The following is a 13,648-nucleotide window of genomic DNA, read 5'->3' as shown; positions in this document are numbered from 1 at the left end:
GATAAGGCGAGCGTCTTTTCTGAAATCATTTTCCGGCAGGCAGCAGCATGCAAAAGACAGCGCCCTGAGGCCTGTTCGGAGTCGCCCATAGCCGTCCGCCGTGCGCGTCGACGATCGATCTACAGATCGATAAGCCCATGCCTAACCCGGTTGATTTCGTTGTAAAGAACGGCTCGAAGATACGTTCGGCATCTCCCGCCGAGAGCCCCGGCCCCGAGTCGCTTACGGCTATAAGGACGCCGGCAGGATCGGCTGCACTCGTTCCGATCGATATCATGCGCGATCCTTCAGTAGCTGTGTTCATAGCTTCGATAGCGTTCATGATCAAGTTCAGGATCACTTGCTGCAACTGGATTCTATCTGCAAATATGTGCGGCAGATCTTCCGAGAGTACCATCTTAAGTGAAACGCTATGCTCGGACAGAACAACACGGGTTAGCCCGACGATCTCCAAAACCACTTTGTTGATGTCTAACTCCTCGGCTCGCGCCGGCGCTTTTCTGGAGAACTCACGGATGCGGCTAAGAATGTCAGCGGCGCGTTTACCGTCGGCGATAACGCGGTCGATCAACGGCTTTGCTTTTTCCAAGTTCGGTGGCTGACGATCGAGCCAGCGCGCTGCCGTTCCGGCATTTGTAAGCAGCGCAGCAAGCGGTTGGTTAACCTCGTGTGCTATGGAGGCAGAGAGCTGACCCATTGTCGCTACGCGATTCGCGTGCGCCAGCTCTTCCTGAGCGCGCTTTCGCTCTGTCAAGTCTAGGACAAAGGCTACACCCTGGTGTGGTGGCTCGCCGAACGATGCTCCCCCCACAAGTACTGGAACGCGACCGCCGCCTTTTCTCACAAAGACCTCTTCGGCGGGCTCCGAGCTTCCCGCCGACGCAATCTCGGATAACAGCCGCACGTCAGCACCACTCCTTTCCGGAGGTGCCAAGTCGTTAAAGCTAAGCCGACCAGAAGAGATGTCATCCGGGCTATAGCCTACGATGCTCAGAAACGCGTCATTCGCCTCTGTGATACGGCTTTGGCCGTCATAAATGCATATGCCGATTATGTTGGACTCGACCAGCCGACGAACCTTCGCTTCACGCTCCTGTAAGTCGCCATAGAGACGGGTGTTTTCGAGCGAAATCGCCGCTTGCGAACCCAGGAGCTCCAAGAGCCTCGCGCGCTCAGGCGTGAAGACGTGGGATGCGAGCGCGTTCTCCAGATAGATCACTCCTACCAGTGTTCCCTGACGAAGAAGCGGAACGCAAAGTACAGATCGTACCCCTCCAACTCGGAAATATTCCTCTGAGAATAGATGTTGTTTGGACCCATCGTCGAGAAGCACAGTCTCGTGTGTTCTCATTACGTACCGAACGACACCGACAGGAAGTACCCCACTTGCGTCTGAGCCATAATCCAGAATGATATAGTCACCATCACTCCGTGCCTCTGCTTCAATCCGGTAATCACCTTCGCTTGGGCGGATTAACAAGCCCCGATCTGCTCCCGCACTTTGCATGGCAATCGTCATTAAACGTTCGATCAAGCGCGGCAGAAAGATCTCACCGGACAAGGCTTGTGATGCCTTCACTACAGCGGCGACGTCGAGCTGTTGATCTGGCGTCAACATTTGTGTCTCTGCGCCGCGCAACTCACTCCTCGCCAAGTGGGGATAGAGGGACTCGAGTTGCCGTGCCTTCGCCTCGGCGCCCCACCGCAAATAGCCATCCCGGGCCTTTTCACGAAGGAGATCGGCCATCGCCGTGAGGCCCCGCGCTTCGTAAAAGCGCGCAGCCGTCTCGCACGCTAAAGCCTTGTTTTGCACAAACCCATTGAGCTGAGACGAACGGATGGCCTGATCGTACAGTTGCTGAGCATCAAGGTCGCGCCCCTCGAGGCGGGCCATTTCCGCGGCAATGAGCGCCGAGCGGTTCTCGAAATTTTCAGGACATTGTTGGGCCCAGATCTGAAGTTGCTTGTGATGGGCCATCAATGCTTCCTGTACCGCCCTCCTCTCGTTGGGTTCGACGTCTTCAAAACTGACGACCGCCCCCGCTCGCGCCAATGCGGAATAGAAGTGGTACTCGGCTCGCTCGACTGGAGACGGGCCGTTGAGCATGCCTTGCGCTTTCCTCGCGGCTTGAAGAGCCGACGAAAATTCTTGCGCGAAGACACAAGCCTGCAATTTTCTGGTCCAATATGCGTACGAAGGATTAGTTAAATTCGGATCTGCAGCAAGATAATTTTCATAGCCGGCCTGATCGATCTCGGTATTATCGAACAATCTTAGGTCTAAAGGTCGTCCCCGCAGAGTACGAACGAAGTAGAGCTTATTGAGGATGAGGAGGAAAACAAAACTGGAACCGGTCCTACGCGCGAAATCGAGCGCCGCCAGGGCTTCTCTTTCTACCACATCAAGAGGCTCACCAGAAGCAATCAAGCTCTTGATTGCATGTGAGCGGCAATGACTAGCGTAAAGGACGTCGCCGACCTTATCTCCCTCTTCGATGCCTCGTACCACGAGCAGGCGTCCAAAACGAAAGTGGCGGATCAAGGGGCTAATAGCTCCCCCGACCCTTAGATAAATGCGGGCTTTGAGCGGGTCCATTCCGCGCTTGTCGACTAGATCGAGGCTGAGCTGCGCTAAGCGTTCCGCGGTGGAATAATCGCCAAAGTCGGTAGCCAAAACCAAGGCTAGCGAAACATATCCGAGACAGGATGCATCACTGTTGCCGTGCAAGAGGCTCAGGTTCACCATGCGCGCGATCAGCAGGCAGTTCAGATTGTAGTCTGTATTGTTGCCGGACGGCATGAGCTTGGAGAGGACGTTCATCGTCGCAAGCGTACTGGCGTCCTCCATCAACGGAAGATCAAGCAAATCCTCGATAGAGTATCTTCTAAGTTGATCCCTAAGCCTTTCGTACTCTTGCCTCACCTCCTCGCTCGTTGGATGAGGCGACCATTCAATGCCCACCTTTCGAAGATACTCCAGTCCCACCTCGACGGAGCGCTCCGAACGAGCGAGCATCACATAAAGATCGACGCGGAGGGAAGCGACAGCGCCTAGATCGACGACATTCTTCACGCGGTTGGTAAGCAGGAGTAATTGCTCTTCGGCCGCCCCCAAATCGTTCGTCAGAAACTCGGATTCGGCGAGGTTGTATTCCAGCTCGAAAGCTAGGGTGTATAGCCGTGACCAGCAATCGCCCCCTAAGAGCGACCGGCCGACAGTAAGATAAGTCTGCGCAGATGAGTAGGCGGCTGCGTTCTTAGCACGTTTGCCTGCAAGTAGATTGAGCTCTGCAACTTGCTCCATTTCTCCTTGAGAGGTGATCAATGCCGCACTTCGATTGAAATGACCCACGATGTCGAAGATCGCGTCTTCGAGTCTGTGAGCCGGCGTATGCGCGAAGAGCAGTCTACCTATGCGTAGGTGGCCCTCGGCGCGCGCTTCCTCGGGGACGAGCAAATAGGCTGCTTCCTGGATGCGATCGTGTTGGAATACATATGCATCGTGTAAGCGAAGAATGAGCTCGGCTCGCACTGCCTCCCAGAGGCATTCATGAAGATCTTCCTGCGATATGTCGCAGACCGTTTCGAGTAGCCCGAACATCGCACCGGAACCGACACAAGCGAGCTGGCGGAGCGCTTCCTGAGTTCTTGCCGGTAATCGACCGAGTTGTTTGGCCATGAGATCGACGACGTTGTCCGTGTAGCCCTTGCCGTGAATGCAATTGAGATCCCAGCACCATCGCGCATTCGCGGCGTCGAACGTGAGTAAAGCTTCATCCGCGAGTGAAGAAAGAAAGCGAATTGAGAAAAATGGATTTCCGCCGGTCTTTACGTGAACCAATCGCACGAGCGGTTCGGCGACCTTCGCCTCGCAGCGCAAGGAGTCTGAGATCAGCTGCGAAAGGTCTGCGAAAGTCAACGGCGCCAATGAAATTTCTTGTATTGTTGCGCCACCTCCACGGATGGCGTCGATCTTTTCGAAGAGAGGGTGCGTAGCCGAGACTTCGTTGTCTCGATAAGCACCAATCAGCAACAGATGCCGCACATCCGATTGCGTCGTAAGGCTTTCGATTAGATCCAGCGTTGCGACATCGAGCCATTGCAGATCGTCAAGGAAAAGCGCCAGCGGGTGCTCCGGACGCGCGAACACAGCGATAAATCGTCGTAACACTGTCTGAAAACGGCGCTGCGCATCCTGAGGAGATAGATCAGCGACTGACGGTTGCTCGCCAATGAGGAGTTCTAGCTCGGGGATGAGATTCACGATCAGCCCGCCATTTTCGCCAAGCGCGCTGCGCAACTCATCTTGCCAGCGTTGGAGCTCCGCTTCACCTTCGCCGAGAATCTGGCGGACGAGAGTTCGAAACGCCTGCGCTACGGTGGCATAGGGAATGTGACGTTCATACTGACCGAACTTGCCAGAGGCAAACAGCCCTCGCGGCGGGACCAGGACCTTGTGAAGTTCATTAACTACAGATGACTTGCCGATGCCTGAATATCCGGAGACGAGAACTAGTTCGGGGACCCCAGTGGTTACGACTCGGTCAAACGTACTAAGCAGACAGTCTATTTCGTGCGCACGACCGTAAAGCTTTTCAGGGATCTGAAGCCGACCTATCAGATCGTGCTCCGCGAGCTGAAATTCGTCAATTCGGTGGCGTTTCTCAAATTCGGCCTGACATCGTCGAAGATCGTGTTCGACTCCCGCGGCCGTCTGATATCTCTCCTCGGCAGTCTTGGCGAGGAGCTTCATGACAAGTTGAGAGACCGGCGAGGGAATATTATCGGACCGCTGGTTCGGTGGTATTGGCGTTCGAGCAATGTGGCAATGAACCCATTCGATGGGATCGCACGCGCTGAAGGGGAGCGCCCCCGTGAGCATCTGATAGAGCGTGACGCCCAGGGAGTACAGGTCGCTCCTTGAATCGATCGAGCGGTTCATTCGCCCAGTTTGTTCCGGGGCCATATAGGCGAGAGTGCCCGCGATCGACTCCGGCGGAGATGGCGCCTGGCGTTCTCGCAAGAGGCGTGACGCGATGCCGAAGCCGGTGAGCCGGACCTCCCCCGTAGCCGAGTTGATCAGAATGTGACAGGGCTTGATATCTTTATGGACCAAGCCTTGCTCATGGACCTTTTGTAGGGCCGCCGCAATGCCATGGGCAATTCGCAGGAAAAGCTCTATGCCGATCGGAGCGTCGAGTAGTGAGCTGAGCAACTTGCCGCCGGAATCTTCAAACAGGAGAATGCTCTGACCGCAGTCCGTCAGGAGTTCACTCGGCTGCACCGCCCAGTCACCTTTAAGTTCATCCCTCAACGAATACTCATGCGCCAGACGGTTAAGGATGCCCGCTTCAGATCGTTTCGCAGCCGGAAGGGCAACCAATACTTGCTGGCGCTGCCCTCCTGCGGCTGACCGTGAACCTCGGCCGAATATGAGCCCGCCGTCTTCGGACAAAATCTCAAGGACGTCTATTCCGCTCGCGTTCACCATTGGAAATGGTCCCACTCGCAAACCATTGGCTCGTCAAGAGGCGCGGACAGCCCCCCAAAAAGGGTAAGAGCCACAAAAGGGCGAACCAGAGTTTGTGTCCGGTCAGAGTAGCATTTTCACGCAATCCCGTGGAAGCTTTCCTACGTCGAGCGCAAAACGGCAATTGACCTCACGCTTCGCCGATAATCTGCGCTTTCAATAGGATAGCCCAATAAGATTGGCTTAGACAGTTCGAGGGTGCCAAGTCGCCGCCCCGACGACGCAGACGACCGTACAGCTTCTTCTCCCGGGCCGGTAATGAGCGAGCACTGGCTTGCTTTGCCGCAGCGCCAAAAAGCCCTCCCGTCATACGTTGGTATAAACGGGACTAAGCCAAATGGAGGTGGCCGGGTGCGCGAAGATTTGTAAAAATACGGCTCTTGAAGAGACGCCTCGAGAAGGAACACTCAGTCCTCGGGACCAGAAGACAGTATTACGCGTCGCTCACAGTGTTGTCGCGCCACTTTTCCAAACGGCAAGGGGATGGTTGACATGATGCAGCTCCGCTTCATTCTGCTCGTATCCGTAGCGTTGACACTTGCGTTCACCGCAGGTCCGAGTGCTGCTCAGAAACATTATGACCCCGGCGCATCAGATACTGAGATCAAGGTCGGGAATATCATGCCGTATAGCGGCCCGTTGTCGGCTTACGCGCAAATAGGTCGAACACAAGCCGCTTTCTTTAGGATGGTGAACGATCACGGGGGCATCAACGGGCGCAAGATCAGTTTCATCAGTTATGACGATGCCTTTAGTCCGCCAAAAACTGTGGAGCAAGCGCGGAAGCTCGTCGAAGGGGACGAGGTGCTTTTCATCTTCGAGAGCTTAGGCACCCCTACAAACGCTGCTATCCAGAAGTACATGAACGAGAAGCACGTCCCTCATTTGTTTGTAGCAACCGGAGCGAGCAGGTTTGGCGACTACAAGACTTTTCCTTGGACTATGGGTTGGCAGCCGACCTATCAAACCGAAGGCCGCATTTATGCAAGATACATCCTGGAACATCACCCGGACGGCAAGATCGCCGTTCTGTATCAGAATGACGATTCCGGCCGCGACTACTTGAAGGGCTTGAAGGATGGGCTCGGCGAAGCCGCAGCAAAGCGAATGATCGTTGCCGAAATTTCGTACGATTTGACCGAGCCGACGGTGGACTCGAAGGTGGTGGCGCTGAAATCATCAGGCGCCGACATTTTCTTCGACGAGGCGTCGCCTAAGTTCGCCGCACAAGCGATCAAGAAGGCGGCGGAAATTGGTTGGAAGCCAACCTTGATTCTGGCCAACATCTCGAATTCGGTAGGTGCAGTCCTCAAGCCGGCGGGGCTAGAAAATTCGAAGGGCATCATTTCTGCAAACTACCTCAAGGACCCAACCGATCCAAGCTGGAAGGATGACGCGGCCATGAAGGAATGGGCGGCTTTCATGGATCAGTACTTTCCGGATGGCGACAAGAGCTCGACCTTTAACGTGTACGGGTACGCGACCGCGCAGACGCTTGTACGGGTTCTCAAGCAGTGCGGTGACGATTTGACGCGTGCTAACATCATGAAGCAAGCGGCCAGTTTGAAGGATCTTGAGCTCGGAGTGCTCCTTCCAGGCATCAAGATCAACACCAGCGAAATCGATTTTAACCCGATTGAGCAGATGCAGCTCTCGCGCTTCAACGGTGAGTACAACGAACTGTTCGGCAAACCGCTCTCTGGTGAAATCGGCACGCAGTAATGGGCGCTAGTTTGGTGTGAGTTGCTGCTGCTGCCTTATCCAACCGTGCTCTCCGGGAAACAATCGGCCTGTGCTTGCACCTGCGGGGACAGTTTGTTGGGACTGGTGTCCCCCGACCAACGCGAGGGAGGTCCGGACCTGCTTTTCAGATGAAGCATTTCCACTACTTCGTCTGCCAAGTTGACGACAGCACGTTTGGCAGGGCAGGAATTTCGTCGTCAGGAACAAAGAGCTTGACGAAGGTTCTCGGTACTTCTCTCCGGATCCGTAATCTTCCGATTTCGCCATTTTATCCGACGTAATCCTCTATCCTCCGTCGTTGCCTCCAAGGCTGCCCATGAAGGCTCCTAACGTAGGAATGCCCGATCACGTTGCACTGACGACGCGCTTTGCGGGTGGCCAGCAATGCGCCTACGCCTTCCTTCTGGGCATTCTGGTGTCCTCGCAATGTGGGACGCCGATGCGCCCACTGATCCTGCGCCTGCACGTCAAGCCTGAACGCTTCACTGTCCACGGAAGGATCTCGAAGATTCGATTCCAAGACATTGGAGAGAGTTTGGATGACGACCTTTGCTCCGAGAAGCACCCAACAGAGCCAACGCATTCCATCTGAAGCGACCATACCATTGTATAGGCTTTTTCATCTTACCCCCGCTCTTGGTCCCACCAACGTGCGATTGCGGCCCCGGACCTGATCGTTGTTTGATTGGCTGCGCCGAGAGGCATCATCCGATGGGCCATGGAACACAGGGAAATGCCATGCAAATCAACGAACTCCGACATGCCCGCATGCCGCCCCGACGAGATCTGTTAGGACAAATGCTGGATATGCCGATAACCCAAAAAGTGGAAGCTGTAACGTTTGGACCCTATTGTTTGATACCCGGCAGACGTCTTCTCCTCGAGGGCCAGGATCAGGTTGAGCTCGGAGGACGGGCTTTCGACATACTGGTGCTCCTGGTGAAGCGATCCGGAGAAGTTGTGACTCTTCGAGAGATTTTGGAGGACGTCTGGCAGGACTTAATGGTGAGTGAGTCAAACATCCGAGTTCAGGTATGCGAGCTTAGACGTGCATTAGCTCCGAAGTGTCAGCGCTTCATCGTGACTGTACCCACGAGGGGCTATGTGTTTGTTGCGCCGGTGCAGCGTCTCACCTCCCGTCAACTCAACGGGTATCCAGTGCCAACCTGAATTCGGGAGCAATCGGGGAGGACTTTTCTGTTTGTTGCGAGTCTTCTCGTGCAAATCGCATGAGCGAAGGAATTCCAAATCGTCTGCGACTGCGCGAGGTTCGTTCATAGAATCGATCATGGGCGCCCGTTGCTGCGATGAGCTTCTTGCCTGGCAGTCGGTCAAGGACACTCGGGGCTCATCTAAGAGGTGGCTGGCGCCGCCCGCGATGCGAGACCCAGTATCCGATTCAGATCACCAGCACGCCTTTCGCCTGCCTCGCTCAATTCGGCAGTAAAGAAGGCGTACTTGACAATCAGCACCGAGCCGTCGGGCCCCCCCCACTTGGCCGGGATCCCCTCCTCGGCCTGCTACATGGGATCGAAATCTATGCTCACATTGGCTTGGGAAAACGGCCTCGCCGCTCGCGCTCACGAGTGGCGGGCACCCGGACGAGTCGCGCCTGAGCTTGGATTGCCGCCGAGCTGGCGCCTGAAAAACGGCCCCGGCGCTATGAACTGGGCATATGCGTCAGATACTGGTAGATGGCTTCTAGCTCGTCATCATCCATTTTGCCGACCGAACGCCACGGCATTTGTTCGCTGATTTGATGGCCATTGGGATCGATACCAGTCCGCATGGCGGCACTGAAACCGGCGAGCGTCCAGTCCTTGACCAGATTCAGGTCGGGTCCGAGCGGCGCCAACTGCCCTGGTATGCCGCCGGTCAACTTCTCGCCGTGGCAAGGAATTTGCGTTTGGCCGAGTGAGACATCGAGCCCCGCGCCGGCCGTCTTATTCGATCTCCATGACCCCGGACAGCGGTACCCAGCGGGTGCCGTCGAAACGTCCCGGCCGGAGCGATTTTATCAGACGATAGTCTGAGGGGCTCGTATTGACAGTGATACCGGGTATTAGCCCCGGAAGCGCGAGGTTCTTCAGAGAGGTCGCGTGCTTCAAAATGTTCTCGCGCGAGAAGTCTGTCCCGCAGGCCTGGAGAACCTTGGTCATCAGCACGGCGACATTCCAGCCGGAAAAATTAAGCTGTTCCTCGACATCACCTTCCGGGTAGTACTTCTTCATAAAAGCTAGCACTCTCGGTAATCGGGATCACTGGCCCATTCGGGGTCTCCGACGGTCTTGGTCGGCGTGGCCGAAATCGCGCCCTTGGCATACTCGAGGCCCGCGGGGCGGAGGATCGTAGCGACAAGATTGCTGCCGATGGGGAGGAACCGCTGCGCTGTCCAGCCGAGTTCGCCTGCCCGACCAGTGCAATCGAGACGACCTTGACGGAACGCGGCAAGCGCGAAAGCGTCGCGCCCTCTCGCAGCTCTCAACCGGGCCGCGGATAGGTCACCCCGATCTTACGCACCAACCTACGACGTCTTGGTTGCGTCTGTGGGGACGCCCAGTGCGAGACCGAGGTCTTTGTCAATACGCGGACGTCGGCAACGTCAGGACCGACGTTCCATGGACAAGGATCCTACCTTCCGCCGAAGCAATTTCTGCAGAATTAATCGGTATTGACGGTGCCGGCCACCGAGCTCCGAGGCGCGGCCCTACGTTGAAAGGCTCTCGCCGTTCGTCCTCGAGAACTGCGACAGGGCAGCCGCGATCTCTCCCGTAAGTATCGGCCACCCTACCACGTCGGAGATGCCGGCGGCCAGAAGATCATCCGGCCTGACGTCAGACGAGATCTTCGCTGCAAGGACGATTGGCGTCGAAAGAAGTGCGCGACGCAGCTCGGCAGCTAGCTCAACAGTCTGCGCCAAGGTGCCAAGTTGACTTACAACCACGCAGTCGTAGCGATTTGGGTTCGCCTTGCAATCTTGCACTGCCGCTTCTGCCGTCGCGAAACCCACCGCCTCATACCCCAAGGCAGCAAGCTTTTCCTCCTCCCCTAGTAGCCGATCTCTATCGGAAACCACCAGCATTACGACTTCCCCGTGTCCTCCAGTTTGCACACTCACGCACTTCTCCGGTGAGAGGATTGTGGAAGCAACTGCAGGCAACCAAACGTCAAACCGGCTTCCCTCGCCAAGCGCGCTCTCGACGTTGATTTCGCCGCCATGATCGCGAACAATCTCGCGTACCGTTGCAAGGCCAAGCCCGTTGCCATCTGGCCTCGTTGTAAAGAATGGCTCAAATATGCGGTCAAGTACCGTCGCGTCCATTCCGACTCCCGTGTCTAGTATGGAAATCTTCACATACTTGCCAACGTGACCGAATGAATTCGCCGCGGAGCTGGCGCACAACTCTAGGATAACATGAATAGAGCCGCGGTCCGCCATTGCATTCGCCGCGTTCTGGCAAAGATTCATAAAGATCTGCTGCAACTGAGCCGCTTCTCCACTTACAATCAAGCCGCTTGGATCTGACTTCACCTCCAGCTCAATCTGGGACGCTAGGGAGGCTCGTAAGAGCGAGATAGTCTCCTTTGCTAGCTCAACCACGCTGACGAGCGTCCGACGAGGCTCCCGATGGCTGCCGAACATCAAAATTCCGCGAATAAGGTTCCGAGCGCGCTCCGCGCTCCTTCGTATTCCAACAAGATGACGCGAATTGCCCCCCGAACCGGCAGCCAGCTCTTCCATCATCTCTGCATGACCCAAGATGCCTCCAAGAATGTTATTGAAGTTGTGGGCGATGCCGCTGGTAAAGGTTCCGATCTTTTCCATTCGCCTTGCGTGCTGCAAGCGCCTGTGGAGGCGACTACGCTCCTCCTCTACAGATCCGCGGTTAACTGCGTGGATGAATGTGTCAAGCAACATACGCAAAAAGACGCATTCTTCGGGCTTGAGCAGTACGCTTTCCGAACCGACTACCTCCAGACCTAGCGCGATCTGTCTCCCCTGACGATCACTACCGGTTGCGTACGCCCATGCATTGATGCCCAGTTCTTCCAGAAGGGACCTACCAGGGCTCGCTGCGAGACGGCTGACTAGCGGCACGTTGATCGCGCGGTCTTCTCCGTATCCCATCTGTATCGCGAGATCCGGCGCTCCTTCCGGCCAACCAACTGGAAAAGGCTCGCGCGCCGCCTGCCAGAGATAAGACTTCCCGGTCGATTCAGGCATCAAAAGGTAGGCTCTCTGGCAGCCTAGATGAGACGCGAGTTGCGCTATGGCGCGTTGGATTTGCAAGTCGACGCTTTCCGGCCCTGCATTCACAAACTGCATTGAAATATCGGCCAGAAGGTGCTCCAAACCGGCGCGCCTGTGGAGGTCACCCACCAGGACCTTTCAACGAATCCCGAGGTGAGCGAGGAATGCTACCAGCAGCAATGACGTGACATACAATAACACACGATAAAAGCGGGCCTCATTCCTGGAAGAGAGTTGGCGCATCTGGATCAAGCCGCGAAGGGCGTCCTGATCTGTCTTTTTGGCGAGCGTCATTACCTGCCTCAGCGCGTTGTCCAGCGAAGGAAGGAGCCTCTGTAGTAAGCGTCCGTGGGCTAGTAGGGGCTGCACTTGAGCAAACTGCCCGGCCTTTTCTGCTTGGCGCTTTAGGTCCTCAAGTTGCATTGCCGCTTCGGCAAGAGCATCAGAAGATGTGTCCAGAGTGAGATGAAGAATTGCCGTCGCGGCAGCACCGATGGCCACATCGATCTCACGTTCATCGGTCCGAGTCGCGAAGCGTGCGAAGAACGACAGGGAATTGCGAAGAACGGCGTTCTCCCTCTTGAAGGATTCGATGAGCGTCTCTTCTCGATCAATGGAGATTTTCACACGGTTTATAGCCCGAGCGGTCTGCGTGTCGAAAGACGCGATCTCCTGCAATTGAGTGACCGACTGGTGTAACGCGCTCATTTCATGCACAAGCGGATCGTAGTTCCGCAACAAGCCGGTTCGCTCCGCAAGGAGATCGCGGTACAGGGCATCTTGAACAACCCCGAGCCGATCGAGTTCGTTCAGTGCGTAGTCGAACTGTTCAGCGTTGGGATTGATCGCGCGCCATGATAGCCACGTAAGCAGCAGTAGGAGGCCGACAATGATCGCTAACGAGCGGGCTAGGCTCATGGTCCGCCTTTCGCGACCGGCTTGCCCCTGAAGTTGCCAGTCAAAGTGTTCAAAAACGCTAGAATTGACGCAACCTGTTCGTCGGTCAAAATGCGGTCGAGTTGGGCGGCCGCCATCCGCCGCACCGCGTCCTCGAGAGTTGGTGCGCTGCCATCATGGAAATACGGAGCGGTTGCCTCGACGTTCCGTAGACTAGGGACACGAACCTGCCTTGGCCCCGATGGTACTAGCGGCAGAAAAATCCCCTGGCGGGTGATTAAATTAGCACCGACGTTGACGCCCTGATGACACGAACTGCAGCCAAGCGTATTGAATGTCCGGTATCCCTCTAATTCGGTCGCCGTGATGGCTGATGCGTCGCCCTGCAGCCATTTGTCGAAGCGGCTGCCGGGCGTGAGCAGCGATTTTTCGAACGTGACGAGTGCGTCAACAATGCTCTCGCTACCGATCGGACGTCCATACGCCTCGCGAAACGCCTCATCCAATGCTCTATCAGCCCTCAACTTCGGAACGATCTCCTCCAGCTTGCCGCTCATTCCGGAAGGGTCCTCAATCGATGCTCTCGCCTGCTCGGAAAGAGTCCGGAACTTCCCCGTCCAAGTAAGGCGGTAGCTCAGTGCTGCATTGAAGACGGTGGGAACGTCAAAACGCCCTGACTTGGGCTGTTTGTGGTCGACGTAAGCTCCATTTGTCGTTACATCATGACAGGTGGCGCATGAAAGTCGTTCGCCAGCGGACAGTCGCATATCCCCAAAAAGGCGCTCGCCCAGCGCTAACTTGCGCGCATCAGCTTGCGGAGATTCTGGAATGGGAGTGATCGGACCATCCTCCTCCGCTGAAGAGGAGCTAGCGCTTTCTGGCACCTGAGCGTTGGTGACGGTCACGAGCAACGCTGATGCTGCCGTGAAAGCAGTGAGGAGCATTCGGAACGCTTTCGGACTCCGCCAGAACATCATGTTAATGATCTCCGCCCCCTTGCCTCTTGGCCTGCCTTGGCAGTGAAACCACTACTCATCGCACTTCTTACGCAAACGCTGCGGATAGAGGGGTCGCACACCTCGCGAAGGTGTTGACGAAAACCGATGAGACGAGTGCGACTAAACACGAAGAAATTCTGCTCCGCAGTCCCCACAATAGTGCCGACAAAAGAGATGTAGAACACGCATCCGCAGTACTATGGACGCCTGTGTTTTGCGAGCGTTACC

Annotated in this window: 9 protein-coding genes; 3 read left to right on the top strand and 6 right to left on the bottom strand. The window is 56.0% G+C overall.

The annotated features are described in order from the left end of the window. Window positions 1-25: 25 nt before the first annotated feature. Entirely contained in the window at window positions 26-5,491 is a 5,466-nt protein-coding gene (locus tag AB7008_RS13490) for an AAA family ATPase (RefSeq protein WP_441258937.1), read from the bottom strand. A gap of 534 nt (window positions 5,492-6,025) precedes the next feature. Between AB7008_RS13490 and AB7008_RS13485 the strand changes: the two genes are divergently transcribed. The 3 genes from AB7008_RS13485 to AB7008_RS13475 all read left to right on the top strand — a co-directional run bounded on the left by AB7008_RS13485 (window position 6,026) and on the right by AB7008_RS13475 (window position 8,443). Beyond that, window positions 6,026-7,252: an ABC transporter substrate-binding protein gene (locus tag AB7008_RS13485; RefSeq protein ID WP_232208709.1), complete on the top strand. Its 1,227-nt coding sequence runs from the start codon at window positions 6,026-6,028 to the stop codon at window positions 7,250-7,252. Between the two features lie 358 nt (window positions 7,253-7,610). Beyond that, a complete protein-coding gene (locus tag AB7008_RS13480; protein ID WP_212110607.1) occupies window positions 7,611-7,865 on the top strand; it encodes a hypothetical protein in 255 nt (84 codons plus the stop codon). Window positions 7,866-7,984: 119 nt separating this feature from the next. After that, window positions 7,985-8,443 carry a winged helix-turn-helix domain-containing protein gene (locus AB7008_RS13475; protein ID WP_354268424.1) on the top strand — a complete coding sequence of 153 codons (459 nt, stop codon included), beginning with the start codon at window positions 7,985-7,987 and terminating at the stop codon, window positions 8,441-8,443. A gap of 490 nt (window positions 8,444-8,933) precedes the next feature. Here AB7008_RS13475 and AB7008_RS13470 read toward each other — a convergent pair whose 3' ends face one another. From AB7008_RS13470 to AB7008_RS13450, 5 genes are all read right to left on the bottom strand, one after another. After that, a complete protein-coding gene (locus AB7008_RS13470; protein WP_323670434.1) occupies window positions 8,934-9,173 on the bottom strand; it encodes a c-type cytochrome in 240 nt (79 codons plus the stop codon). Window positions 9,174-9,216: 43 nt separating this feature from the next. After that, complete coding sequence (locus tag AB7008_RS13465) at window positions 9,217-9,504, bottom strand: hypothetical protein (RefSeq protein WP_212102294.1); 288 nt, start codon at window positions 9,502-9,504, stop codon at window positions 9,217-9,219. Window positions 9,505-9,980: 476 nt separating this feature from the next. Then, window positions 9,981-11,627 (bottom strand): ATP-binding protein, encoded by a 1,647-nt coding sequence (locus tag AB7008_RS13460; RefSeq protein WP_441258936.1) that lies wholly within the window; start codon window positions 11,625-11,627, stop codon window positions 9,981-9,983. Between the two features lie 36 nt (window positions 11,628-11,663). After that, window positions 11,664-12,443 carry a DAHL domain-containing protein gene (locus tag AB7008_RS13455; protein ID WP_232208705.1) on the bottom strand — a complete coding sequence of 260 codons (780 nt, stop codon included), beginning with the start codon at window positions 12,441-12,443 and terminating at the stop codon, window positions 11,664-11,666. Next, entirely contained in the window at window positions 12,440-13,399 is a 960-nt protein-coding gene (locus AB7008_RS13450; protein WP_232208706.1) for a cytochrome-c peroxidase, read from the bottom strand. The genes AB7008_RS13455 and AB7008_RS13450 overlap by 4 nt, the downstream gene beginning before the upstream one ends. Between the last annotated feature and the right edge of the window lie 249 nt (window positions 13,400-13,648).

The sequence above is a fragment of the Bradyrhizobium sp. 521_C7_N1_3 genome (genome assembly GCF_052075975.1).
GTDB lineage: Bacteria > Pseudomonadota > Alphaproteobacteria > Rhizobiales > Xanthobacteraceae > Bradyrhizobium > Bradyrhizobium japonicum.
The sequence above is the reverse complement of the archived record's forward strand: the minus strand, read 5'-3'. Positions and strand labels throughout refer to the sequence as shown.